Origin of the sequence: Pseudorhodoferax sp. Leaf265 (assembly GCF_001422365.1) — a bacterium.
GTDB lineage: Bacteria > Pseudomonadota > Gammaproteobacteria > Burkholderiales > Burkholderiaceae_C > Pseudorhodoferax.
Map to the genome: position 1 here is coordinate 444,898 of NZ_LMMT01000001.1, position 23,848 is coordinate 468,745.

General features: G+C 69.4%; 23 protein-coding genes. 14 read left to right on the forward strand and 9 right to left on the reverse strand.

The window, feature by feature from the left end; translation table 11 throughout:
• The first annotated feature begins 19 nt into the window (after nucleotides 1-19).
• The 5 genes from ASF45_RS02115 (at nucleotide 20) to ASF45_RS02135 (ending at nucleotide 6,742) form a co-directional block, all read left to right on the forward strand.
• Nucleotides 20-2,641 carry a circularly permuted type 2 ATP-grasp protein gene (locus tag ASF45_RS02115; protein WP_056656129.1) on the forward strand — a complete coding sequence of 874 codons (2,622 nt, stop codon included), beginning with the start codon at nucleotides 20-22 and terminating at the stop codon, nucleotides 2,639-2,641.
• 12 nt (nucleotides 2,642-2,653) lie between these two features.
• Nucleotides 2,654-3,619 (forward strand): transglutaminase family protein, encoded by a 966-nt coding sequence (locus tag ASF45_RS02120; protein ID WP_056656131.1) that lies wholly within the window; start codon nucleotides 2,654-2,656, stop codon nucleotides 3,617-3,619.
• A complete protein-coding gene (locus tag ASF45_RS02125) occupies nucleotides 3,616-4,071 on the forward strand; it encodes a RidA family protein (RefSeq protein ID WP_056656134.1) in 456 nt (151 codons plus the stop codon). Before ASF45_RS02120 ends, ASF45_RS02125 begins: the two co-directional genes overlap by 4 nt.
• The gene (locus ASF45_RS02130) at nucleotides 4,068-4,769 is read left to right on the forward strand and encodes an SDR family oxidoreductase (protein ID WP_056656138.1); all 702 of its coding nucleotides are present in this window, start codon (nucleotides 4,068-4,070) and stop codon (nucleotides 4,767-4,769) included. Before ASF45_RS02125 ends, ASF45_RS02130 begins: the two co-directional genes overlap by 4 nt.
• A 65-nt stretch (nucleotides 4,770-4,834) precedes the next feature.
• Nucleotides 4,835-6,742: a PhoX family phosphatase gene (locus ASF45_RS02135; RefSeq protein ID WP_056656141.1), complete on the forward strand. Its 1,908-nt coding sequence runs from the start codon at nucleotides 4,835-4,837 to the stop codon at nucleotides 6,740-6,742.
• 12 nt (nucleotides 6,743-6,754) lie between these two features.
• Here ASF45_RS02135 and parC read toward each other — a convergent pair whose 3' ends face one another.
• The 3 genes from parC to ASF45_RS02150 form a co-directional block, all read right to left on the reverse strand.
• Complete coding sequence (parC, locus tag ASF45_RS02140) at nucleotides 6,755-9,154, reverse strand: DNA topoisomerase IV subunit A (RefSeq protein ID WP_082550752.1); 2,400 nt, start codon at nucleotides 9,152-9,154, stop codon at nucleotides 6,755-6,757.
• A 69-nt stretch (nucleotides 9,155-9,223) separates the two neighbouring features.
• Nucleotides 9,224-10,024 (reverse strand): lytic transglycosylase domain-containing protein, encoded by an 801-nt coding sequence (locus tag ASF45_RS02145; RefSeq protein ID WP_082550753.1) that lies wholly within the window; start codon nucleotides 10,022-10,024, stop codon nucleotides 9,224-9,226.
• A complete protein-coding gene (locus tag ASF45_RS02150) occupies nucleotides 10,024-12,003 on the reverse strand; it encodes a DNA topoisomerase IV subunit B (protein ID WP_056656144.1) in 1,980 nt (659 codons plus the stop codon). Before ASF45_RS02150 ends, ASF45_RS02145 begins: the two co-directional genes overlap by 1 nt.
• 102 nt (nucleotides 12,004-12,105) lie before the next feature.
• Between ASF45_RS02150 and ASF45_RS02155 the strand changes: the two genes are divergently transcribed.
• From ASF45_RS02155 to ASF45_RS02175, 6 genes are read left to right on the forward strand one after another with little or no spacing between them, the layout of a single operon-like run.
• Nucleotides 12,106-13,329, forward strand: a complete 1,224-nt coding sequence (locus ASF45_RS02155) for an MFS transporter (protein WP_056656147.1) — start codon at nucleotides 12,106-12,108, stop codon at nucleotides 13,327-13,329.
• 2 nt (nucleotides 13,330-13,331) lie between these two features.
• Complete coding sequence (locus ASF45_RS36800) at nucleotides 13,332-13,460, forward strand: hypothetical protein (RefSeq protein WP_255357755.1); 129 nt, start codon at nucleotides 13,332-13,334, stop codon at nucleotides 13,458-13,460.
• Between the two features lie 44 nt (nucleotides 13,461-13,504).
• Nucleotides 13,505-14,023 (forward strand): bifunctional 2-polyprenyl-6-hydroxyphenol methylase/3-demethylubiquinol 3-O-methyltransferase UbiG, encoded by a 519-nt coding sequence (locus ASF45_RS02160; protein WP_235580783.1) that lies wholly within the window; start codon nucleotides 13,505-13,507, stop codon nucleotides 14,021-14,023.
• Between the two features lie 59 nt (nucleotides 14,024-14,082).
• Nucleotides 14,083-14,967 (forward strand): 4-hydroxy-tetrahydrodipicolinate synthase, encoded by an 885-nt coding sequence (gene dapA, locus ASF45_RS02165; RefSeq protein ID WP_082550754.1) that lies wholly within the window; start codon nucleotides 14,083-14,085, stop codon nucleotides 14,965-14,967.
• A gap of 38 nt (nucleotides 14,968-15,005) precedes the next feature.
• Nucleotides 15,006-16,097: an outer membrane protein assembly factor BamC gene (bamC, locus tag ASF45_RS02170; protein WP_156472786.1), complete on the forward strand. Its 1,092-nt coding sequence runs from the start codon at nucleotides 15,006-15,008 to the stop codon at nucleotides 16,095-16,097.
• Between the two features lie 15 nt (nucleotides 16,098-16,112).
• The gene (locus tag ASF45_RS02175) at nucleotides 16,113-16,889 is read left to right on the forward strand and encodes an MBL fold metallo-hydrolase (protein ID WP_056656156.1); all 777 of its coding nucleotides are present in this window, start codon (nucleotides 16,113-16,115) and stop codon (nucleotides 16,887-16,889) included.
• A 60-nt stretch (nucleotides 16,890-16,949) separates the two neighbouring features.
• Here the strand turns inward: ASF45_RS02175 and ASF45_RS02180 are convergent, their stop codons facing one another.
• The 3 genes from ASF45_RS02180 to ASF45_RS02190 form a co-directional block, all read right to left on the reverse strand.
• Nucleotides 16,950-17,300, reverse strand: coding sequence for a hypothetical protein (locus tag ASF45_RS02180; protein ID WP_056656159.1), 351 nt, complete (start codon nucleotides 17,298-17,300; stop codon nucleotides 16,950-16,952).
• Between the two features lie 164 nt (nucleotides 17,301-17,464).
• On the reverse strand, nucleotides 17,465-17,965 hold the full coding sequence (locus ASF45_RS02185; RefSeq protein ID WP_056656162.1) for a hypothetical protein: 501 nt from the start codon (nucleotides 17,963-17,965) through the stop codon (nucleotides 17,465-17,467).
• Nucleotides 17,958-19,085, reverse strand: a complete 1,128-nt coding sequence (locus ASF45_RS02190) for a cupin domain-containing protein (protein WP_056656165.1) — start codon at nucleotides 19,083-19,085, stop codon at nucleotides 17,958-17,960. Before ASF45_RS02190 ends, ASF45_RS02185 begins: the two co-directional genes overlap by 8 nt.
• 68 nt (nucleotides 19,086-19,153) lie before the next feature.
• On the opposite strand from ASF45_RS02190, the gene ASF45_RS02195 reads away from it, so the two are divergent.
• Nucleotides 19,154-19,678 (forward strand): peptidylprolyl isomerase, encoded by a 525-nt coding sequence (locus ASF45_RS02195; RefSeq protein WP_056656168.1) that lies wholly within the window; start codon nucleotides 19,154-19,156, stop codon nucleotides 19,676-19,678.
• 6 nt (nucleotides 19,679-19,684) lie between these two features.
• Here ASF45_RS02195 and dut read toward each other — a convergent pair whose 3' ends face one another.
• The 3 genes from dut to coaBC are packed head-to-tail and all read right to left on the reverse strand — an operon-like array spanning nucleotide 19,685 to nucleotide 21,704.
• Nucleotides 19,685-20,131: a dUTP diphosphatase gene (gene dut, locus ASF45_RS02200; RefSeq protein ID WP_056656175.1), complete on the reverse strand. Its 447-nt coding sequence runs from the start codon at nucleotides 20,129-20,131 to the stop codon at nucleotides 19,685-19,687.
• Nucleotides 20,128-20,460 (reverse strand): hypothetical protein, encoded by a 333-nt coding sequence (locus ASF45_RS02205; protein WP_056656177.1) that lies wholly within the window; start codon nucleotides 20,458-20,460, stop codon nucleotides 20,128-20,130. Before ASF45_RS02205 ends, dut begins: the two co-directional genes overlap by 4 nt.
• A 2-nt stretch (nucleotides 20,461-20,462) precedes the next feature.
• Entirely contained in the window at nucleotides 20,463-21,704 is a 1,242-nt protein-coding gene (coaBC, locus tag ASF45_RS02210; RefSeq protein WP_056656179.1) for a bifunctional phosphopantothenoylcysteine decarboxylase/phosphopantothenate--cysteine ligase CoaBC, read from the reverse strand.
• Nucleotides 21,705-21,840: 136 nt separating this feature from the next.
• On the opposite strand from coaBC, the gene ASF45_RS02215 reads away from it, so the two are divergent.
• Complete coding sequence (locus tag ASF45_RS02215; RefSeq protein WP_056656181.1) at nucleotides 21,841-23,529, forward strand: CTP synthase; 1,689 nt, start codon at nucleotides 21,841-21,843, stop codon at nucleotides 23,527-23,529.
• 25 nt (nucleotides 23,530-23,554) lie between these two features.
• On the forward strand, nucleotides 23,555-23,845 hold the full coding sequence (locus ASF45_RS02220; RefSeq protein ID WP_056656183.1) for a DUF1330 domain-containing protein: 291 nt from the start codon (nucleotides 23,555-23,557) through the stop codon (nucleotides 23,843-23,845).
• Nucleotides 23,846-23,848: the final 3 nt, after the last annotated feature.

The following is a 23,848-nucleotide window of genomic DNA, read 5'->3' on the forward strand; positions in this document are numbered from 1 at the left end:
ATGTGACAATGCCTCTGACGTGGATCAAGCAAACAACAACCTCTTCGACGGGCAAGGCCAGGAAAGCGCGGCCGGGCTGGCCGCAGCGCTGGCCAGGCCCGCCCTGCCCGGCCACTACGATGAGCTGAGCGGCATGGCCCGGCCCGCCGGCGATGCGCCCGCGCGCAGCAACGCCGCACGGGCGCCGCTCACCGCGGACTGGACCAACTTCTTCGAACTGCTGGGCCGCGATGGTTTCAGCGACCTGGAACGCCGCACCGCGCTGATGCGCCGCCAGCTGCGCGACAACGGCGTCACCTACAACGTCTACGCCGATGCCGCCAACCCGCAGCGGCCCTGGTCGCTGGACCTGTTCCCGCTGATCGTCTCGCCCGACAGCTGGCGCCAGATCGAAGCCGGCGTGCTGCAGCGCGTGCGCGTGCTCGACAGCGTGATGGCCGATGTCTACGGCCCGCAGCGGCTGCTGGCCAAAGGCCTGCTGCCACCGGGGCTGGTGCAGGGCCATCCCGGCTACCTGCGCGCCATGCACGGCTGCGAGCCACTGGCTGGCACGCACCTGCACATCACCGCCTACGACCTGGCCCACGGTGCCGACGGCAACTGGTGGGTCGTCTCGCAGCGCACGCAGGCGCCCTCGGGCCTGGGTTACCTGCTGGAGAACCGGCTGGCCATCTCGCGCCTGTTTCCAGAGGCCTTCGAGTCGCTGCACGTGCAGCGCCTGGCCGCCACCTACAGCGCCATGGTCGAAGGCATCCAACGCATGAGCCCGGCCGGTGCCGACGCCCACATCGCGCTGCTGACACCCGGCCCCTACAACGAGACCTACTTCGAGCAGGCCTACCTGGCACGCTACCTCGGCATCACGCTGGTCGAAGGCAGCGACCTGACGGTGCGCGACCAGCGCCTGTACCTGAAGACGCTCAAGGGCCTGGAGCCCGTGCACGGCCTGATCAAGCGGCTCGACGACCAGTACCTCGATCCGCTGGAGCTGCGGCCCGATTCGCGCCTGGGCGTGCCGGGCCTGTTGCAGGCGATCCGTGCCGGCAACGTGCTGGTGGCCAATGCGCCCGGCTCGGCCTTCCTCGAATCGCCCGCGCTGCTGGGCTTCCTGCCGGCGCTGGCGCGCCACCTGCTCGGTGAGGAACTGCAGCTGCCGGCCGTGCCGACCTGGTGGTGCGGCGAACGCGCTGCCATGGAGGCGGCCTTGCCCGAGCTGTCGCGCTGCGTGATCAAGCCCACCTATGGCGACAGCGGCGGCCAGGCCCCGTTCGAGGCGGTGCTCGGCAACGCGCTGTCGCGCCGCCAGCTCGACGAATGGGCCGGACGCATCGTGCGCCAGGGCGACGAGCACACCGTGCAGACCTACATGCCGCTGTCGCAGATGCCGACCTGGACCAGCGGCAACGGCTACCCGCCGCGCATCTCACCGCGCTCGGTGATGCTGCGCGTGTTCGCCGTGTCCGACGGTCCGCGTTCGTGGCGCGTACTGCCGGGCGGCCTGGCGCGCATGGTCAGCGCGCACCACAGCATCGCCTCCATGCAGCGCGGCGGCAGCAGCGCCGATGTCTGGGTGCGCACCGAAGGCGAGGTCGACCGCACCACGCTGCTGCCCCAGCAGCAGTCGCCTGCGACCGTGGTACGCCGCCGGCGCCTGGTGACCAGCCGGGCCGCGGAGAACCTGTTCTGGCTGGGCCGCTATGCCGAACGCTCGGAGAACACCCTGCGGCTGGCGCGCGTGACGCTGGCAGCGCTCAATGGCGAAGACCAGTCGCTGGCGCCGCTGCTGGCCTGGCTGTACGACATGTGCAAGAGCTTCGCACTGGTGCTGCCGGCCGTGCCCTCGCCCGCACAGGCGCGCCGCGTGTTCGAGCGCTCGCTGATCGCCGGCCTGGGCGACACCGAGAAGGTGCAAAGCGTGGGCTACAACCTGCGCGCCACGCGCTTTGCGGCCTCCGCCGTGCGCGAGCGGCTCTCCCAGGAGCACTGGAACGTGATCGTGCAGGCCGAGGAAGACCTGCTGGCGCGCTGCACCGAAGCCACGCGCAGCGGCGACTTCTCGGCGCTGGAGGCGATGCGCCTGCTGGAGACCACCAGCACCGCCACCGCCGCGATGACCGGCGCGCAGACCGACCGCATGACGCGTGACGACGGCTGGCGGCTGCTCTCCATCGGCCGGCACGTGGAACGCCTGGGCTTCCTCTCCTCGGCGCTGGCGCGCGCGCTGTCCAGCGGCGCGGTGGCCACCACGGGCGGCTTCGAGGCCGTGCTGTCGCTGTTCGACAGCAGCATCACTTTCCATTCGCAGTACCAGCAGGGTCGTGAGCTGCCCGCGCTGCTCGACCTGCTGGTGCTCGACCGCGACAACCCGCGTTCGCTGGGCTGGGTCGCCCACACGCTGGCGGGCCGGCTGGCCAAGCTGGCGGGCGAGGCCAAGGTCCAGGACACGCCGCTGGCGCGCGAGGTGCTGCAGCCGGCGCGCTGGTCGCTCGAGGAGATCTGCGCCCTCGACGCCGAAGGCGACCATGCCGAACTGCTGCAGCGGCTGGAAAGCTGCGTGCAGTCGGCCTACGACATCTCCGACGCGGTCGGCGCCGTCTACTTCACGCATTCGCGCGACGCCAAGACCAGCGTCGGCGCCTGAGAGGGAGACCGCATGCGCCTGCAAGTCACCCACGAAACGCGCTACGACTACACGCCGGCTGTCGAGACGGCCCAGCATGTGGCCCACCTGCAGCCGCGCGACACGCCCAGCCAGCGGCTGCTGCAGCACCGGCTGGTGGTCACGCCCGAGCCGGACGAACTGCGCACGGGCCGCGACGTGTTCGGCAACACCCGCAGCTTCTTCGCGCTGCAGACCGGCCACGAGGAACTGCGCGTGGTGGCCGACAGCGTGGTCGAGACCCAGGTGCCCAGGCGCCCGGCCAGCCCGCTCGGCTGGGAGCAGGTGCGCGACCGCTTCCGCTACCGCGCCGGTGGTGGCTACGACGCAGCGTCCGAGTACCTGTTCCCCTCGCCCTACATTCCGCGCCATGCCGACTTCCTGGACTATGCGCGGCCCAGCTTCACGCCGGGCGCGCCGCTGCTGGCGGCGGTCGACGACCTGATGCGGCGCATCTACCGCGATTTCGACTACGTCTCCGACAGCACCGAGGTCAACACCCCCGCGGTCGATGCCCTGGCCCAGCGCAAGGGCGTGTGCCAGGACTTCGCCCACATCATGGTGGCCTGCTTGCGCATGCTGGGCCTGCCGGCCCGTTATGTGTCGGGCTATCTGCTGACGCAGCCGCCGCCGGGCCAGCCACGCCTGGTGGGCGCCGATGCCTCGCACGCCTGGACGTCGGTCTACGTGCCGGACGTGCCCGGGCACGACGGCTGGTACGACTTCGACCCGACCAACGACCGCACGCCCGGCGAGGACTACGTGACGCTGGCCGTCGGGCGCGATTTTTCCGACGTTTCGCCCATGCGCGGCGTCATCCACGGCGGCGCCCGCCACAACCTGCACGTCGGCGTGACGGTGGCGCCCCTGGCGGAACCGGACGAGGCCGAAGGCGGAAGCGAGACCCAGAGCCAGAGCCAGAGCCAGAGCCAGAGCCAACAATCAGGAGTGAACCCATGAGCATCCACGACAAGCTGAAACAACTGGGCATCGAACTGCCTCCCGTGGCCGCGCCGGCCGCCGCCTATGTGCCCTTCGTGCAGAGCGGCAAGCTGGTGTTCCTGTCGGGCCACCTGGCCAAGAAGGACGGCAAGGTCTGGGTCGGCCAGCTCGGCAAGAACGTCAGCACCGAAGAGGGCAAGGCGGCAGCACGCAACGTCGCCATCGACCTGCTGGGCACCCTGCAGGCCGCCGCTGGCGACCTGTCCAAGGTCAAGCGCATCGTCAAGCTCATGAGCCTGGTGAACTCCACGCCCGATTTCACCGAGCAGCATCTGGTCACCAACGGCGCCAGCGAACTCATCGGCCAGCTGTTCGGCCCGGCCGGCGCGCATGCGCGCAGCGCCTTCGGCGTGGCGCAGATCCCGATGGGCGCCTGTGTCGAGATCGAGCTGATCGCAGAACTCGAATGACGGTTCGCGCCGCCATCATCACCGCCGGTGGCAGCGGCATGGGCGCGGCCGCGGCACGGGCCCTGGCTGCGGCCGGCTACGGCGTCGCCATCCTGTCCTCGTCCGGCAAGGGCGAAGCGCTGGCCGCCGAGCTCGGCGGCATCGGCGTGACGGGCAGCAACCAGTCCGATGCCGACCTCGGCCGTCTGGTCGACGCGACGCTGGCCCGCTGGGGCCGCATCGACGCGGTGGTCAACAGCGCCGGCCACGGCCCCAAGGGCGATCTGCTGGCCATCCCGGATGCCGACTGGCACCTGGGCATGGAGTTCTACCTGCTCAACGTGGTGCGCATCGCGCGGCTGGTCACGCCGCAGATGCAGCAGCAGCGCAGCGGCTCCATCGTCAACATCTCGACCTACGCCACCTTCGAGCCCGAGGCCGCCTTCCCGACCTCGGGCGTGTTCCGTGCCGGCCTGGCCAGCTTCGCCAAGCTCTATGCCGACCGCTACGCGGCCGACGGCATCCGCATGAACAATGTGCTGCCGGGCTACATCGACAGCCTGCCCGAGAAGGAAGAACGGCGCGCGCGCATTCCCATGGGCCGCTATGGCACCTCCGAGGAAGTGGGCGAGCTGATCGCCTTCCTGGCCGGAGACAAGTCGGGCTACATCACCGGCCAGAACATCCGCATCGACGGCGGCATCACGCGCGCCGTGTGACTGTCACCAACACGTCACCGTGACCGGGCAGTGTTCCGGGGTTCCCACGACAACCCCAGAACACCATGCCCAAGGATTTCTCCGCGATGGAGGACAGCAACCGCTGTCCCAACCCCAGCATCCACGATGTCAGCCAGCCCTCGCGCCGCACCTTGCTGCGCGGCGCGGCGGCCTCGGCCTTTCTCGCACCGCTGGCCGGGCTCGGCCTGTCGGGCTGCGCGACGACCGGCGGCAATGCCACGGGCACCACGCTCGGCTTCAAGAGCGTGCCGATCTCCAACGCCGACACCATCACCGTGCCCGAGGGCTACACCGCCCAGGTGATCGCGCCCTGGGGCGATCCGGTCGGCCTGTCGGGTGAGATGCCGGCCTACAAAGCCGACGCCACGAACAGTGCCGCCGAGCAGGAGACCCAGTTCGGCATGCACCACGACGGCATCCACTTCTACGCGCAGAGTGCGACCTCGGGCCTGCTGGTGATGAACCACGAGTACACCGACGACGGCCTGCTGCACGCCGGCGGCATGGCCGGCTGGACGGCCGAGAAGGTGCGCAAGGCCCAGGCCGCGCACGGCGTCAGCGTCTGCGAAGTGGCGCTCAAGGACGGCCGCTGGGACGTGGTGCGCCCCTCGCCCTGGGCCCGCCGCATCACGGCGCGCACGCCGATGACAGTGGCCGGCCCCGCCGCCGGCCATGCGCTGCTCAAGACGGCTGCCGACCCCAGCGGCCGGCGCGTGCTGGGCACCTTCAACAACTGCGGTAGCGGCATCACGCCCTGGGGCACCTACCTGACCTGCGAAGAAAACTTCGTCAACTACTTCAAGGGCCCGGACCAGCCCGACGCCCACCACGCGCGCTGGGGCCTGCGCAAGGGCGACCCCGCCGGCTACCGCTGGCACGAGCACGACGAGCGCTTCGACGCCGGCAAGCACCCGAACGAACTCAACCGCCACGGCTGGGTGGTGGAGATCGACCCCAACAACCCGAGCAGCACACCGGTGAAGCGCACGGCCCTGGGCCGCGCCGCGCACGAGGGCGCGACCGTGGCCGTCACGCGCGACGGCCGCGCCGTGGTCTACATGGGCGAGGATGCGCGCTTCGAGTACATCTACAAGTTCGTGAGTGCCGGCCGCATCCAGGCCGGCGGCGCGGCCGCCAACGCCGCGCTGCTGGACATCGGCACGCTGTACGTGGCGCGCTTCGATGCCGACGGCCGCGGCCGCTGGATCGCGCTGACCCATGGCGAAGGCGCACTGACCGCGGCCAACGGCTTCGCCGACCAGGGCGAGGTGCTCATCAAGAGCCGCCAGGCCAGCGACCGCCTGGGCGCGACCAGGATGGACCGGCCCGAATGGATCGCGGTGGACCAGCAGGGCTGGGTCTACTGCACGCTGACCAACAACAGCAACCGGGGTGGCAAGGACCAGCCCGGCGTGGACGCCGCCAACCCGCGCGCCAACAACGGCATGGGCCACATCATCCGCTGGAAGGAAGACGGCGACCACGACGGCCTGGCGTTCCAGTGGAACCACTTCGTGCTGGCCGGCGACCCGCTCAACGAGCGCGCCGAGGCCAAGGGCAATGTGAAGGGCGACGCCTTCGCCTGCCCCGATGGGCTGTGGGTGGACGCGCGCGGCGTGCTGTGGATCCAGACCGACATGTCGACCTCGGCCATGGGCAAGGGCGAACTCGCGGGCCTGGCGCACAACATGATGCTGGCAGCCGACCCGGCCACGGGCGAGATCCGCCGCTTCCTGACAGGGCCCGCCGGCTGCGAGATCACGGGCGCCACCGGCACGCCGGACGGCCGCACCATGTTCATCAACATCCAGCACCCGGGCGAGAGCCCGAGCGAGCGCAGCGACCCGGCCACGCCCACCCGCTTTTCCAACTGGCCCGACAAGGGCGCCAACCGGCCGCGCTCGGCCACCGTCGTGATCCGCCGTGTGGACGGCGGGCTGATCGGGGCCTGACCCCGCGAGGGCTTACTCGACGCGCAGGACCGTGGTCGGCTTGAAGCCCAGGTCCGTGCTCTTGCCCTTGCGCCCGCGCAATGCACGCGCGTTGTTGAGCGAGCGGATCTCCAGTTGCTCTTCGCGCGCCTTGCCGCCGCGGCCGATGCCCTCGATGCGGATGCTGCGCGTGTAGGCGACCGCGCCGGCCAATGCGTCCTTGGGCTCCAGGTCCATCAGCATGAGGCCACGGCCGCCCTTCTCCATGGCCTTGAGTTCGGCGATCTCGAAGGTCAGGATGCGGCCGCCCGTGGAGGCGCAGGCCACGTGCGTGGCCGGTGCGAGCGTGAGGCCCTGGGCCACGCCCGCGGCGTGCGAAGGCCGGCACAGCGTCTCGCCCTCGCCCACGCTGACGAAGCTCTTGCCGCCGCGCTGGCGCGACAGCATGCTCTCCACGCTCGCCAGGAAGCCGTAGCCGCCCGAACTCGACAGCAGCAGCTGGGCGCTGGCCGGGCCGGCGAAGAAATGCGCGAGCTGCGTGCCGCTTTCCAGTTCGATCAGCGAGCTGCACGGCGTACCGTCGCCGCGCGCGCCCGGCAGCGCCGACACCGCCACGGTGTAGATGCGGCCGTTGCTGCCGAACACCAGCAGGTGGTCCACGCTGCGGCACTCGAAGGCGCCGTACAGGGTGTCGCCGGACTTGAAGCTGTATTCGGCCGGCGTGGCGCGGTCCTTGGCCCAACCCTTTTGCGCGCGCACCCAGCCCTTTTGCGAAACGACCACGGTGACGGGCTCGTCGACCACGCGCACCTCGGCCACGGCGCGCTTCTCGGCCTGGATCAGCGTGCGGCGCGCATCGGCGAAGGTCTTGGCGTCGGCCTCGATCTCCTTGACCATGAGGCGGCGCAGCGAGGCCGGGTTGGCCAGGATGTCTTCCAGCCGGCCCTGCTCCTCGCGCAATTCCTTGAGCTCCTGCTCGATCTTGATGGCTTCGAGACGCGCCAGTTGGCGCAGCCGGATCTCCAGGATGTCCTCGGCCTGCCGGTCCGAGAGCTTGAAGCGCGCGATCAGCGCCGCCTTCGGATCGTCCGACTGGCGGATGATGGCGATGACCTCGTCGATGTTGAGCAGCACCAGCTGCCGGCCTTCGAGGATGTGGATGCGGTCCAGCACCTTGTCGAGCCGGTACTGGGAGCGGCGCTGCACCGTGGTCTGGCGGAACGCGATCCACTCTTCCAGCAGCTGGCGCAGCGACTTCTGCACGGGCCGGCCGTCCAGGCCCACGCCGGTCAGGTTGATCGGGACGCTGGTCTCCAGGCTGGTGTGGGCCAGCAGCGCGCCGATGAGTTCGGGCTGGGCGATGCGGCTGGTCTTGGGCTCGAACACCAGGCGCACGGCGGCGTCCTTGCTGGATTCGTCGCGCACCACGTCCAGCACGGCCAGCATGCTGGCCTTGAGCTGCTGCTGTTCCTGGCTCAGCGTCTTCTTGCCGGCCTTGACCTGCGGGTTGGTCAGCGCCTCGATCTCCTCGAGTACACGCTGGCTGCTGACGCCGGGCGGCAGCTCGGTCACCACGAGCTGCCACTGGCCGCGCGCGAGGTCCTCGATCTTCCAGCGCGCACGCACCTTGAGCGAGCCGCGGCCGGTGCGGTAGGCGTCGGCAATCTCGCCAGCCGTGCTGATGATCTGGCCGCCGCCCGCGTAGTCGGGGCCGGGCAGGATCTGCAGCAGCTCCTCGTCGCTGATCTTCGGGGTCTTGATCAGCGCCACGCAGGCGTCGGCCACCTCGCGCAGGTTGTGGCTCGGGATCTCGGTGGCCAGGCCGACCGCGATGCCGCTCGCGCCGTTGAGCAGCGTGAAGGGCAGCCGCGCGGGCAGCTGGCGCGGCTCTTCGGTGGAGCCGTCGTAGTTGGGGATGAAGTCGACCGTGCCTTCGTCGATCTCGTCGAGCAGCAGCCGCGTGATGCGTGCCAGCCGTGCCTCGGTGTAGCGCATGGCCGCCGCGCCGTCGCCGTCGCGGCTGCCGAAGTTGCCCTGGCCGTCGATGAGTGGGTAGCGCTGGCTGAAGTCCTGCGCCATGCGCACGAGTGCGTCGTAGGCGGCCTGGTCGCCGTGCGGGTGGAAGCGGCCCAGCACGTCGCCGACCACGCGCGCGCTCTTGACGGGCTTGGCACCGACGGTGCCGTTGGCACCGCCGAAGCCCAGGCCCATGCGCGACATGGAGTACAGGATGCGGCGCTGCACGGGCTTCTGGCCGTCGCAGACATCGGGCAGCGCACGGCCCTTGACCACGCTCATCGCGTATTCGAGGTAGGCACGCTGGGCGTAGCGGCCCAGGTCGAGCGCGTCGTCGCCCTCGCCATCGGCAGGGCCGCCCGTGCCGGGGCCCTGCGGGGGTGGGTTGGAATCGTCCAGGATCGAAGAATCTGTCATGTTGCGAAGAGAAAGGCGTGCGGCAGACCGGCTGCCGCCGAAGTCGCCGGCGCGGGCCGGCTCAGGACATCAAGGCTGTTGCGCGAACTGCGTGGCGGCGTCGCCCACGGGGGCGCGGCCGCGCAGTTCCATGCGCACGCGGTGTTGCGGCACCTGCAGCCGGCGACTTTCCGCAGGGGGCTTGAGCCCCTGGTAGAGCCGGGTGACGGTGCGCACATAGTCCTGCGTTTCCTTGTAGTTCGGGATCCGGTTGCCGGCCTTCTGCACGGCGCCTTCGCCGGCGTTGTAGGAGGCCAGCGCCAGGTCGAGCTGGCCCGGGAACAGGTCGAGCAGGAAGCGCAGGTAGCGCGTGCCGATGCCGATGTTGGTCTTGGGGTCGGTGAGCTTGGCTTCGATGGGCGCCTTGGCATCGCCCACCAGGCCGTAGCGCTCGGCCGTGGCCGGCATGATCTGCATGAGGCCGACGGCCCCCTTGGGGGAGACGGCCCCGCGGTCGAAGCCCGACTCGGCCACGATCAGCGCCTGCAGCAGTTCGATCTCGATGCCATGCTTGGCCGCGGCCGCGCGCAGATGCGGCAAGACCTGTTTGTAGGTCGGCGAAACCTCGAAGAAGTTCTGCAGCTTGAGCGGCAGCGCGGGCCGTTCCTCGACCGGCGGGTTGAAGGCGCCGATGCCGCTCGTGGTGTCGAAACTGTCGTCACCCTTGTAGAACAGCGTGTAGCGCTCGTCGACCTGGTTGCTCGCGAAATGGGCGACGCCACGCGCATCGATGAAACCCCAGACATCCGCATGCGACAGGGCTGGCCACAGCGTGGTCGCCAGGGCCAGGGTCGCCAGCAGTGCCCTCCAGTTCCGTCGTGCGCGTGCCATCAGATGTCCACCTCGACTGCGTCGCCATGCAATTCCATCAGTTCGCGACGGGATGCGGCTTCGCCCTTGCCCATGAGCTTGGTGATCAGCCGTTCGGTGCCCGTGAAGTCCACGGCCCCGAGCTGCACCGGCAGCAGGCGCCGCGTGTCGGGGTTGAGCGTGGTGTCCCACAGCTGCTCCGCACTCATTTCGCCCAGGCCCTTGAACCGGCTGATGGTCCAGCTGCCCTCGCGTACGCCTTCCTTGCGCAGTTTATCGAGGATGGCGGTCAGTTCGCCAGCGTCCAGCGCGTAGGTCTTGGAGGCCGGCTTCTTGCCGCGCGCCGGCGCATCGACGCGGAACAGCGGCGGGCGTGCCACATACACATGGCCGGCCTCGATGAGCTTGGGGAAGTGGCGGAAGAACAGCGTGAGCAGCAGCACCTGGATGTGCGAGCCATCCACGTCGGCGTCGGCCAGGATGCAGATCTTGCCGTAGCGCAGGCCCGACATATCGGGGCTGTCGTTGGGGCCGTGCGGATCGACGCCGACCGCGACCGAGATGTCGTGGATCTCGGTGTTGGCGAACAGCCGGTCGCGCTCGACTTCCCAGGTGTTGAGCACCTTGCCGCGCAGCGGCAGCACGGCCTGGCATTCCTTGTCGCGGCCCATCTTGGCACTGCCGCCGGCCGAGTCGCCCTCGACCAGGAAGACCTCGTTGTGCGAGGTGTCGCGGCTTTCGCAGTCGGTCAGCTTGCCGGGCAGCACGGCCACGCCCGAGCCCTTGCGCTTCTCGACCTTCTGGCCGGCGCGCTGGCGCGTCTGCGCGGCGCGGATGGCCAGTTCGGCCAGCTTCTTGCCGTAGTCCACATGCTGGTTCAGCCACAGTTCGAGCGCCGGGCGCACGAAGCTGGCCACCAGGCGCACGGCGTCGCGCGAGTTCAGCCGCTCCTTGATCTGGCCCTGGAACTGGGGATCCAGCACCTTGGCCGACAGCACGTAGCTGGCGCGCGCGAACACGTCCTCGGGCAGCAGCTTGACGCCCTTGGGCAGCAGCGAGTGCAGTTCGATGAAGCTCTTGACGGCCGTGAACAGGCCTTCGCGCAGGCCGGCTTCGTGCGTGCCGCCCGCGCTGGTCGGGATCAGGTTGACGTAGCTCTCGCGCACCACCTGGCCTTCTTCGGTGAAGGCCACCGACCACTGCGCGCCCTCGCCCTCGGCAAAGGTCTCGTTGCTGTCGGCATAGCCCTCGCCCTCGAACAGCGGGATCACGGGGTCGGCGTTGAGCGTCTGCGAGAGGTAGTCGGTGAGGCCGCCCTTGTACTGCCAGGTCTGGACCTCCTTGGTCTTCTCGACCGTCAGAGAGACCGTGACGCCGGGCATCAGCACCGCCTTGCTGCGCAGCAGGTGGGACAGCTCGTTCATCGGCAGCGCATCGCTGTCGAAGTACTTGGCGTCGGGCCACACGCGCACCGAGGTGCCGCTGCGGCGCTCGCCCGCCTCGGCCTTGCGCACCACCAGCGGCTCGACCACGTCGCCGCCCGCGAACACCAGACGTGCGACCTGGCCTTCGCGGTGGCTCGTGACCTCCAGCCGCTTGGCCAGGGCATTGGTGACGGACACGCCGACACCGTGCAGGCCGCCCGAGAAGCTGTAGGCGCCGCCCTTGCCCTTGTCGAACTTGCCGCCGGCGTGCAGCCGCGTGAAGACGAGCTCGATGACCGGGGCCTTTTCCTCGGGGTGCATGCCGAACGGGATGCCGCGGCCCTCGTCGTCGATGCCGACGGAGCCGTCTGCGAACAGCGTCACGCGGATCTTCTTGCCCTGGCCGGCCAGGGCCTCGTCGGCGGCGTTGTCCAGCACTTCCTGGACGATGTGCAACGGGTTGTCCGTGCGCGTGTACATGCCGGGCCGCTGCTTGACGGGCTCCAGGCCTTTGAGAACTCGGATGGAGGCTTCGCCGTACTGCGGCTCGGCCTTCGAAGAGGGTTGGGTTGCCATGGCGCGGGATTGTAGGGTCGTCCCCAGGCCCAACTGGATGCAAATACAGACCGGCGCCAGTGCGACGGCAAGGGTCACCCAAATTCACTACAGTTCGCGCCCATGACAAATACAACGAAGACAAGCCTTCCGCTGGCCCGCATCCTGATCTGCGGCGGCCTGATCGTGACGCTGTCCATGGGCATCCGCCACGGCTTCGGCCTGTGGCTGCAGCCCATCACGCAGGCCAATGGCTGGACGCGCGAGGCCTTCGCGCTGGCCATTGCCGTCCAGAACATCTCCTGGGGCATCGCCGGCATCTTCGCCGGCATGGCGGCCGACCGCTTCGGCGCCTTCCGCGTGCTGCTGGTCTGCGCCCTGCTCTACGCGCTGGGCCTGGTCGGCATGGCGCACGCCACCACGCCGCTGATGTTCTCGCTGTCCACCGGCGTGCTGCTGGGCATGGCCCAGGCCGGCACCACCTATGCCGTGATCTTCGGCGTGATCGGGCGCAACGTGTCTGCCGAGCGGCGCTCCTGGGCCATGGGCATCGCGGCCGCGGCGGGGTCGTTCGGCCAATTCCTGATGGTGCCGGTCGAGGGCTTCCTGATCGCGCGCTTCGGCTGGCAGGAGGCGCTCGTGATCCTGGGCGCGGCCGCGCTGCTGATCGTGCCGCTGGCCTTCGCGCTGCGCGAGCCGGGCTTCGCCGGCACCACCACCGTCAAGCGCGACCAGACCATCGGCCAGGCGCTGGCCGAGGCCTTCAAGTACCCAAGCTTCCAGTTGCTCATGGCCGGCTACTTCGTCTGCGGCTTCCAGGTCGTCTTCATCGGCGTGCACCTGCCGAGCTACCTCAAGGACCACGGCCTGTCGCCGCAGGTGGCCAGCTACGCGCTGGCACTGGTCGGCCTGTTCAACGTGTTCGGCACCTACATCGCGGGCACGCTGGGCCAGCGCATGCCCAAGAAGAACATCCTGTCCTTCATCTATTTCGCGCGCGCCGTGGTCATCACGGTCTTCGTGATGGTGCCGCTCTCGCCCACGAGCGTCTACCTGTTCGCCGCCACCATGGGCCTGCTGTGGCTGTCCACGGTGCCGCCGACCACGGCCGCCGTGGCGTCGATCTTCGGCATCCAGCATTTGTCGATGCTGGGCGGGTTCGTGTTCTTCTCGCACCAGATCGGCTCCTTCCTGGGCGTCTGGCTGGGCGGCTACCTGTACGACCGCACGGGCAGCTACGACGTGGTCTGGATGATCACGATCGCGCTCGGGGTGTTCGCCGGGCTCGTGAACCTGCCGGTCAAGGAAGCGGCGATCCGGCGCGGTGCGGCGCTGAAGGCGACATGAGCATGGCGCATCTCCTTGCCCGGACCGCGGCCTGGTCCATCGCGCTGGCCGCTCTGGCCGGCGTGTTCATGATGTACCTGCAGCCCGAATTCATGGTCGGGCTCGCCAACCAGGTCTGGGCCTGCTTTTGAGCGCCGTCACGCCACCCGCCCCGCTCCACCCGCCGTCGGCCTGGGTGCAACGCTGGGCGCACCTCATCCGGCCCGGCGGCCGGGTGCTGGACCTGGCCTGCGGCCCTGGCCGCCATGCCTATTGGCTGCACGCGCAAGGATTCGCCGTCACGGCGGTGGACCGCTCGCCCGAGGCCCTGGCCAGCCTGGCGCCGCTGGCCGCTGCCGGGGCCGAGGTGCTGCAGGTCGAACTCGAGGACGGCCCCTGGCCGCTGGCGGACCGCCAGTTCGAGGCCGTGGTCGTCACCAACTACCTCTGGCGCCCGCGCCTGGCCGAGGTGGTGGCCGCAGTCGGCCCCGGCGGCGTGCTGGTCTACGAGACCTTTGCGCTGGGCAACGAGAGCGTCCGCCGGCCAGCACGGCCCGAGTTCCTGCTACGCCCGGGTGAGCTGCTGCAGGCCGCCGCCGGCCTGCGCGTGGTGGCCTACGAAGACGGCTTCCTGCATGACCATCCGCGCTTCGTCCAACGCATCGCAGCGGTGCGCGAGCAGCCGGCGGAACTCCCGGCACGGCACCGGCTCTGACCCCTTCCCAGCCAGACCGGCTGGGTAGAATGCGCGTTTTTCCGATTCAGACTGCGGACATGACCCCCATTACCGGCAGCATCGTCGCCCTTGTCACTCCCATGCTGGAAGACGGCAGTGTGGACTACCCGACGCTGCGCAAGCTGATCGACTGGCACATCGCCGAAGGCACGGACTGCATCGGCGTGGTCGGCACGACGGGCGAATCGCCCACCGTGAACGTCGAGGAGCACTGCGAGATCATCCGCGTCTCGGTCGAGCAGGCCAAGGGCCGGGTGCCCATCATGGCCGGCTGCGGTGCCAACTCCACGGCCGAGGCCATCGAGCTGGCCCGCTTCGCCAAGAAGGTCGGCGCCGACTGCCAGCTGCAGGTCGTGCCCTACTACAACAAGCCCACGCAGGAAGGCCAGTACCAACACTTCAAGGCCATCGCCGAAGCCGTCGGCGACCTGCCGACCGTGCTGTACAACGTGCCCGGCCGCACCGTGGCCGACATGGCGCACGACACCGTGCTGCGCCTGGCCCAGGTATCCGGCATCGTGGGCATCAAGGAAGCCACGGGCAACATCGAGCGCGCGCAGTGGCTGATCCGCGACGTGCCCAAGGGCTTCGCCGTGTACTCGGGCGACGACCCGACCGCCGTGGCGCTGATGCTGTGCGGTGGTCAGGGCAACGTGAGCGTGACAGCCAACATCGCACCGCGCCTCATGCACGAACTCTGCGTGGCCGCCATCGCCGGCGACGCGCGCGGCGCCATGGAGATCCAGCGCAAGCTGCTGCCCGTGCACAAGCACCTGTTCGTCGAAGCCAACCCCATCCCGCTCAAGTGGGCCATGGCCCGCATGGGCCTGTGCGGCGGCACCATGCGGTTGCCCATGACCCCACTGGCCCAGAACAACGAAGCCGTCGTCGAAGCGGCATTGCGCGCCAGCGGCCTGCTCTGAGCCGCCCGCGCCCCGGTCTTTCTACAGGAATCCCGTCCGTGAAATTTCCCGCTCGACTGGCGCTGCTCGCGCTGTCCCTGGCGCTTGGCGCCTGCTCGGTGCTCGAAGGCAGCAAGATCGATTACAAGAGCGCCGGCAAGGCGCCCACGCTGGAGGTGCCGCCGGACCTCACGCAGCTGAGCCGCGACAGCCGCTATGTCGTGCCCGGCAGCACCGTGTCCGCCAATGCCTACCAGACCATGCAGCCGCAGCAGCAGGCCGGCGTGCCCATTGCAGCCAGCCAGATCGGCGACGTGCGCATCGAGCGCGACGGCAACACGCGCTGGCTGGTGCTGGACCGCGCCCCTGACGAGAAGCTCTGGGAGCAGGTGCGCGACTTCTGGCAGGAGAACGGGTTCCTGCTGACGGTCGACCAGCGCAACCTGGGCATCATGGAAACCGACTGGGCCGAGAACCGCGCCAAGCTGCCGCAGGACTTCATCCGCAGCACGCTGGGCAAGGTGCTGGACTCGGTCTACTCCACCGGCGAGCGCGACCGCTTCCGCACGCGCATCGAGCGCACGGCCAAGGGCTCTGAAATCTTCATCAGCCACCGCGGCATGATCGAGGTCTACCCCGATACCAATGCGCGCGACCGCACCGTCTGGCAGCCGCGCGCCGTCGACCCCGAGCTCGAGGCCGAGTTCCTGCGCCGCCTGCTGGTCAAGCTGGGCTCGCGCGACGAGCAGGTCAAGGCCGCCGCCGTGTCGGAGACCACGGTGCGCTCGACCACGCGCGTGGCCAGCGTCAACAACCAGCCCGTGGTGCAGATGGACGATGGCTTCGACCGCGCCTGGCGCCGTGTCGGCCTGGCCCTGGACCGCACCGGCTTCACCGTGGAAGACCGCGACCGCAGCCAGGGCACCTACTTCGTGCGCTACGTCGCGCCGGACCCGAACAAGGCCGAGCCCGGCTTCTTCGGCAAGCTGTTCGGTGGCGGCTCCAAGGCCGAGGCGCCGCTCAAGTACCGCATCACGGTGCGCAGCCAGGGCGAGACCAGCACCGTGGCCGTGCTGAGCGCCGACGGCGGCCCGGCCAAGCAGGCCGATGCGCAGAACATCGTCAAGGTCATCGCCGACGACCTGCGCTGAGGGGCCGGCGCACAGATGCTGCGCTTCAGGAACCTGGGCAGTGGCAGCACGGGCAACGCCACCGTGGTGGAAGCCCATGACGGCGGCCGGCCCAACCGCCTGCTGATCGACTGCGGCCTGGGCCCGCGCACGCTGGCCACGCGGCTCGGCCTCGCCGGCCTGGACATGGCCGACATCGATGCGATCTTCGTCACGCACGAGCACAGCGACCACATCGGCAGCGCCTGCAAGATCGCGCTGCGCCACCGCATCCCGCTGTGGATGAGCCATGGCACGCACCAGGCCATCGGCGCGCCCGACCTGGGCGAGTTGCTGCACATCGCGCGCGATGGCGATGCGGTCGGCCTGGGAGCGCTACAGTTCCGGCCTTTCACGGTGCCGCACGATGCGCGCGAGCCCTTGCAGCTGCGCCTGTCCGACGGCGCCAACTGCCTGGGCGTGCTGACCGACCTGGGACATGCCACGGAGCACGTGCTGGCGCAGTTGGCCGGCTGCCGCGCCATGCTGCTGGAGTGCAACCACGACCCGGAGTTGCTGGCGGCCTCGTCCTACCCCTATTTCCTCAAGCGGCGCGTGGGTGGCACGCATGGCCACCTGGCCAATCCGCTGGCCGCCGGCATCGCCACGGCGCTGGCCGCACAGGGCCTGCAGCAGATCGTGGCGGCCCACCTGAGCCGGCAGAACAACCGGCCCGATCTGGCGCTGGCTGCGCTGGCAGGCGCCGAAGGCTGCGGCGGCCTGGCGCTGGGTGTGGCCGATCCGGTCACGGGCACGGACTGGATCCAGGTCTGAGCGCCACCCAGCAACAAAAAAGCCACCTTGCGGTGGCTTTCCTGCAGGCTGCGGGGCAGCTTATTGCTTGACAGCGCCCTTGGCGGCTTCGGCAGCGGCCTTGGCGGCGTCGGAAGCGGCAGCGGCAGCGTCCTTGGCGGCTTCGGTGGCGTTGCCGACGGCAGCGGCAGCGGCGTCCTTCGCAGCTTCGGTGGCAGAGCCCACGGCCGAAGCGGCGGAGTCGGCAGCCGCGGAGGCGGCGCTGGCTGCGTCGGCAGCGGCGGAAGCAGCAGCTTCGGCCGGAGCGGCAGCGGGTGCGGGTGCCGGTGCTTCGACGGCCGGAGCGGGCGCGGGCGCCGGCTCTTCCTTCTTGCCGCAGGCGGCCAGGGCAGCAGCGGCCATCAGAGCGGCCAGAACGAGTTTCTTGTTCATTGCATGAATCCTTTGTGTTCTCTGGAAAACAGTCCTGAAGAGATGCAGTCCCGCCAGAAGAATGAGGGCCTGCAGCAAACCGAGTTGAAAGCACAAGGTCGCCTTCAGCTCAGCCCCTGATTATAGGCAAGGGCCTTTGTAAATCAGGTGTAAACCCTAGAGCCTTACAAGCCCAGCACGGAGGCCGCGAAAGCCGGCGTGCTGCGCCGCAGAGACTCGGCCAGCAGTTCCTGCGTCTGCACGCGGCGCGCGGCCTCGGGGCCGGCCCAGCCGGCGCAATGCACGGCGTCGAGCCGGCGCAGGCTCCAGTGTGGGCTCCACAGCGCGCTCGGGAAGTCCTGCCGGTCCACGCCCTTGCAAGCGCGGCAGCTGACCAGGTGGTCCCATTGCGTGCGCCACTGCACGAAGCGGGCATGACGTCGCTGCACCTCCTCGTAGCCCGCCGCCAGCATCACGAAGCGGCGGCCCGGCCGCGCCCAGGCCTGCAGTTCGGCGATGACGGCGCGCTCGCCGAGCGGCCAGTCGGCAAAGTCGGCATCGGCCACCGTCAGTTCGGCCCAGCCGTCGCGCGCGGCCGCCTGCAGGCCTGCGCACAGCCATTGGTGGAACTGCGCGCGGCCCTCGAAGCGGCCGTGCGGCAGCGCCGGCGCCGCTGCGTCAGCCATGGGGCTGTGGCTGCAGCCAGCCGTCCTCGCACCACTGCGCCAGCAGTTCGCGTGCGCCATCGCTGGCACTGGCGACCTCGCGCGCCGACAGGCGGCGCAGGTCCGCCAGGCGCTGCATCAGGCGCGCATCGCGGCCAGCGGCACGCCAGCTCTCGCCGTTCAGGAAGACATGGCCGGCGTCGTAGAGCATGCGGCTGCGCCGGTCCAGTGCGACGCCACAGCCGTCGGGCAGGTCCGCTCCTTCGCCGAACCAGACCTGTGCCTTGGGCTCGCTCAAGATCTCGCCGAGCGCGCAATCCAGCGCCGCCGGATCGTCGAGCAGTGCGCGCAGGGCATCGGCAGCGAAGGCGCGCACATCGGCCGGCACGGCGGCCGGCTGCGCCGTGGCCGGCTGCTTGGGGTCGCGGTACAGCGTCGCGCCCAGGCCCTCTTCGGCGGTGTCGGCCAGGCGCTGCAGCAGTTCGCGCGCGATGCCGCCGCGGCTGGGCGCCCGAAAGCCGATGGAATAGGTCATGCACTCGCCGACGGCCACGCCGTCGTGTGCGTAGCGCGGCGGCAGGTAGAGCATGTCGCCCGGCTCCAGCACGTACTCCTCCTCGGGTTCGAACGCGGCCAGGATCTTGAGCGGCACGCCATCCTGCAGCTGGAAATCGCGCTGGCGGCCGATGCGCCAACGGCGCTGGCCATGGGCCTGCAACAGGAACACGTCGTAGCTGTCGAAATGCGGGCCGACGCCACCGCCGTCCGTGGCGTAGCTGACCATGAGGTCGTCCAGCCGCGCGTCGGGCACGAAACGGAAGGCCTGCAGCAGCGCATGGATGGCGTCGCTGTGCAGGTCCACGCCCTGCACCAGCAACGACCATTGGCGCCGGCTCAGCGGCGGCAGCGCACGCCGCGCGAACGGGCCGTGCTTGAGCGTCCAGCCCTTGGCGCCCTGCTGCACCAGGCGCGACTCCACGCCTTCCTGCTCGGCCAGCGCGAACAGCGCATTGCGCTCGAGCGGGGCCGTGAAGCCGGGCATGGCGCCGCGCACCAGCAGGGGCTTCTTCTGCCAATGCTTGTGCATGAAGCGTTCTGGCGTGAGGCCGCCCAGCAGCGGCAAGGGTTGGGTGGTGTCCATCGGGTCCTGTGCAAAAACGCCATCGCCCCGCACGGAAGTCGGCGGGGCGAAGCTGCGACAATTCTTCCATGGAAATCATCCCCCAATGCGTCGTGGCGCTGACCTGGACCCTCAAGGACACGCTGGGCGAAGACCTGGACGTGCTGAGCGACCCCGTGGAATTCCTGGTCGGTGGCGACGATCTGCTGGCCAAGGTCGAAGAGGCTTTGCAAGGCCACGTGGCCGGCGACACGCTGCACCTGCACCTGGAGCCCGAGGACGCTTTCGGCGACTTCAACGAAGAGCTGATCTTCCTGGAGCCGCGCGCGCGGTTCCCCGATGCGCTCGAAGAAGGCATGAGCTTCGAGGGCACGAACCTGCCCGAGGGCCTGTCGGCCGGCATCCCCCGCAACCGCATGTACACCGTGACCGAGATCTATCCCGAGCACGTGGTGCTGGACGGCAACCACCCGCTGGCCGGCATCGCGCTGCGCCTGTCGCTGACGGTCGACGCCGTGCGCGAAGCGACCGAGGACGAGATCGGCCGCGGCACGGCCGGCACGGGCTTCTTCAAGGTGCAGGTGCCGGTGGCCGGCAACGACACCCTGCACTGAGAGGCTTCAGGCGGTCCCGGTCGAGCCGTAGCCGCCCGCGCCGCGGGCGGAGGCTTCGAAGTCCTGCACGATGTTGAACCGCGCCTGCACCACGGGCACCACCACGAGCTGCGCAATGCGCTCCATGGGCTGCACGGTGTAGGCCGTGCTGCTGCGGTTCCAGGCGCTGACCATCAGTTGTCCCTGGTAGTCGCTGTCGATGAGTCCCACGAGGTTGCCCAACACGATGCCGTGCTTGTGGCCCAGGCCCGAGCGCGGCAGGATCATGGCGGCGTAGCCAGGGTCTGCCAGGTGGATGGCGATGCCGGTGGGCACCAATTCCCAGGCGCCAGGCGCCAGCAGCAGCGGGACCTCCAGGCAGGCGCGCAGATCCAGGCCGGCACTGCCCGGCGTGGCATAGGCCGGCAGCTGTTCGGCCATGCGGGGGTCGAGGATCTTGACGTCGATGTTCATTGTTTTGACTGGAGCAGGTTGCGCCACGGCAGCTTGCGCAGGCGCAGGAAGGCGAAGACGAGGTAGGCCAGCGCCACCAGAGCGCCCCAGGGCGCCAACAGTGGCACGGCCGCGGACAGCATGAGCCAGGCCACGTACAGGAACAGCGCGCCTTGCACCACCTGGCGCAGCGGCGCGAAGGCCTTGGCGGCCGCGGGGATGGCCTTGGGCAAAGGCGTGCGCGGTGGGCGCTTGGTCGCAGGCGCGCCGACCGGCGGCGGCGGCCGGGTCAGTTGCTCGATGTAGCGTGCGAAGTCGCCATCGGGCGGCGTGTCGTAGGGCGAGGGCATCGTCACAAGCGCGTGGCGATCTCGGCCACCAGCTGGCGCGCCAGGACCAGCTTGGGCGCATGCGGCAGTTCGCGCGCACCGGCCTCGTCGACCAGCAGCAAGGCGTTGTGGTCCCGGCCGAAGGTCGCGGGGCCGATGTTGCCCACCAGCAGCGGCACGCCCTTGCGCGCGCGCTTGGCCTGCGCGTTCTGCAGCAGGGCCTCGCTCTCGGCGGCGAAGCCCACGCAGTACAGCTGGCCACTCCTGGCGCGCGGCGACTGCGCCACGCGCGCCAGCACGTCGACGTTCTCGACGAAGCGCAGCACCGGCACCTGGCCCGAGCCGTCCTTCTTGATCTTCTGCTCGGCCGCAACGGCTGGCCGCCAGTCGGCCACGGCGGCGGTGGCGACAAACACCGAGGCCGCGTCCACATGCTGCTCCACCGCCAGCAGCAGGTCCTGCGCCGAGCGCACGTCCACGCGCGCGACGCCGCGTGGCGTGGCCAGGTGCACAGGCCCGGCCACCAGCGTGACGCGCGCACCGGCCTCGCGCGCGGCACGCGCGATGGCAAAGCCCATCTTGCCGCTGGACAGGTTGGTGATGCCGCGCACCGGGTCGATGGCCTCGAAGGTCGGCCCGGCCGTGACCAGCACATGCTGGCCCGCGAGCGGCTTGGGCGCCAGGTGGGCGATCAGGTCCTCGACGATCTCGGCCGGCTCCAGCATGCGGCCGTCGCCGGTCTCGCCACAGGCCTGCGGGCCGTTGCCCACACCCAGCAGCACAGCGCCATCAAGAGCCAGCTGCGCCATGTTGCGCTGGGTCGCGGGGTGCAACCACATCTCGCGGTTCATGGCCGGCGCCACCAGCAAGGGCACGCGCTGCATCGGACGCGCCAGGCACAAGAGACTCAGCAGTTCGTCCGAACGCCCCTGCACCAGCCGCGCGATGAAGTCGGCGCTGCACGGCGCCAGCACGATGGCATCGGCCTCGCGCGAGAGGTTGATGTGCGGCATGTTGTTGGGCTCGCGCGCATCCCACTGCGAACCATAGACCGGGCGGTTCGACAGCGCCTGCATGGTCACGGGCGTGATGAACTGTTCGGCCGCTTCGGTCATGACCACCTGCACCGTCGCGCCCTGCTTGACCAGCAGCCGGCACAGCTCGGCCGACTTGAAGCAGGCGATGCCGCCGGTCAGGCCCAGCACGATGTGGCGGCCGGCCAGATCGCCGGCCGCGCCCGGCCCTGGCTGGGCAGAGTTGTCCATGGGGTTCCCTCGTTGAACGTGGGGGCGCAATTTAGCAGACAAGGCAAGGCCACCCGCGGACGCACCGCAATGGGGCCGGGCGCCCTCCTATAATCTCGCTTTACCACCTCCCCGGGAACGTTTTCCCGACCCTGACATGACCAAATTCGTCTTCGTCACCGGCGGTGTGGTGTCCTCCCTCGGCAAGGGAATCGCCTCAGCCTCCCTTGCTGCGATCCTGGAATCGCGTGGCCTGAAGGTCACCCTCATCAAGCTCGATCCGTACATCAACGTCGATCCCGGCACGATGTCGCCGTTCCAGCATGGCGAAGTGTTCGTCACCGACGACGGCGCCGAGACCGACCTGGACCTGGGCCACTACGAACGCTTCATCGAGACGCGCATGCGGCGCACCAACAACTTCACCACAGGCCGGATCTACCAGTCCGTGCTGGAGAAGGAACGCCGTGGCGACTACCTGGGCAAGACCGTCCAGGTGATCCCGCACGTGACCAACGAGATCCAGGAGTACATCAAGCGCGGTGCCGGCGTCGGCACGCCGGATGCCGTGGACGTGGCCATCGTCGAGATCGGCGGCACCGTGGGCGACATCGAATCGCTGCCCTTCCTCGAAGCGGTGCGCCAGATGAGCCTGCGCATGGGCCCGAACCAGGCCGCCTTCGTGCACCTGACCTACCTGCCCTGGATCGCCGCGGCCGGCGAGCTCAAGACCAAGCCCACGCAGCACACGGTGCAGAAGCTGCGCGAGATCGGCATCCAGGCCGACGCGCTGCTGTGCCGCGCCGACCGCCGCATCCCCGACGAGGAAGCCGAGAAGATCTCCCTCTTCACCAACGTGGCGCGCTGGGGCGTGATCTCGATGTGGGACGTGGACACCATCTACAAGGTGCCGCGCATGCTGCACGAGCAGGGCCTGGACGGCCTGATCTGCGACAAGCTGCGCCTGAACACGCCGCCGGCCAAGCTCAAGCGCTGGGACGACCTGGTCTACGAGACCGAGCACCCGCAGCACGAGGTCAACATCGCCATGGTCGGCAAGTACGTCGACCTGTCGGACAGCTACAAGTCGCTCAACGAGGCGCTGCGCCACGCCGGCATGCGCAACCATGCGCGCGTGAAGATCAGCTACCTCGATTCCGAGACCATCACGCCGGGCAATGTCGCGCAGCTGGCGCAGTACGACGCGATCCTGGTGCCGGGCGGCTTCGGCAAGCGCGGCGTCGAGGGCAAGATCTGCGCGGCCCGCTATGCGCGCGAGCAGCGCGTGCCCTACCTGGGCATCTGCCTGGGAATGCAGGTCGCCACCATCGAGTTTGCGCGCCATGTGGCCGGCCTGGCCCATGCCAACAGCACCGAGTTCGAGCCGACCGCGCCGCACCCCGTGATCGCCCTGATCACCGAGTGGAAGGACGCCGACGGCAGCATCAAGACGCGCGACGAGAAGTCCGACCTGGGCGGCACCATGCGCCTGGGCGCGCAGAGCTCGGACGTGGCCAAGGGCACGCTGGCACACCAGATCTATGGCGACGTGGTGACCGAGCGCCACCGCCACCGCTACGAGGCCAACGTCAAGTACCTGGACAAGTTGCGCGCAGCCGGCCTCGTGATCTCTGCACTCACGCAGCGCGAGCAACTGACAGAGATCGTCGAGCTGCCGCAGAGCCAGCACCCCTGGTTCATGGGCGTGCAGTTCCACCCCGAGTTCAAGTCCACCCCCTGGAACGGACACCCGCTGTTCAACGCCTTCGTCAAGGCCGCGCTCGACCAGCAGCAGGCGCAACTGGCCCTGACGCAAGAACCGACCGAACCGGCCGCCACGGCCTGATCGCCACCACCGGAGACCCGACCGCATGCCCAGCGCCTACATCCTTGCCGACGTGACCGTCACCAACCCCGCGCAGTACGAGGACTACAAGAAGTGGTCCTCGGCGGCGATGCAGACGCATGGTGCCGAGGTCTGCGTGCGCGGCGGCAAAGTCGAGGTGCTTGAAGGTGACTGGAGCCCGTCGCGCCTGGTGATGCTGAAGTTCCCCAACGTCGAGGCGGCCAAGGCCTTCAACGATTCGCCCGAGTACGGCAAGGCCCGTGCAGCGCGCCAGGGCGCGGCCATCATGCGCATGGTCGTGGTCGAGGGCGTTTGAGCC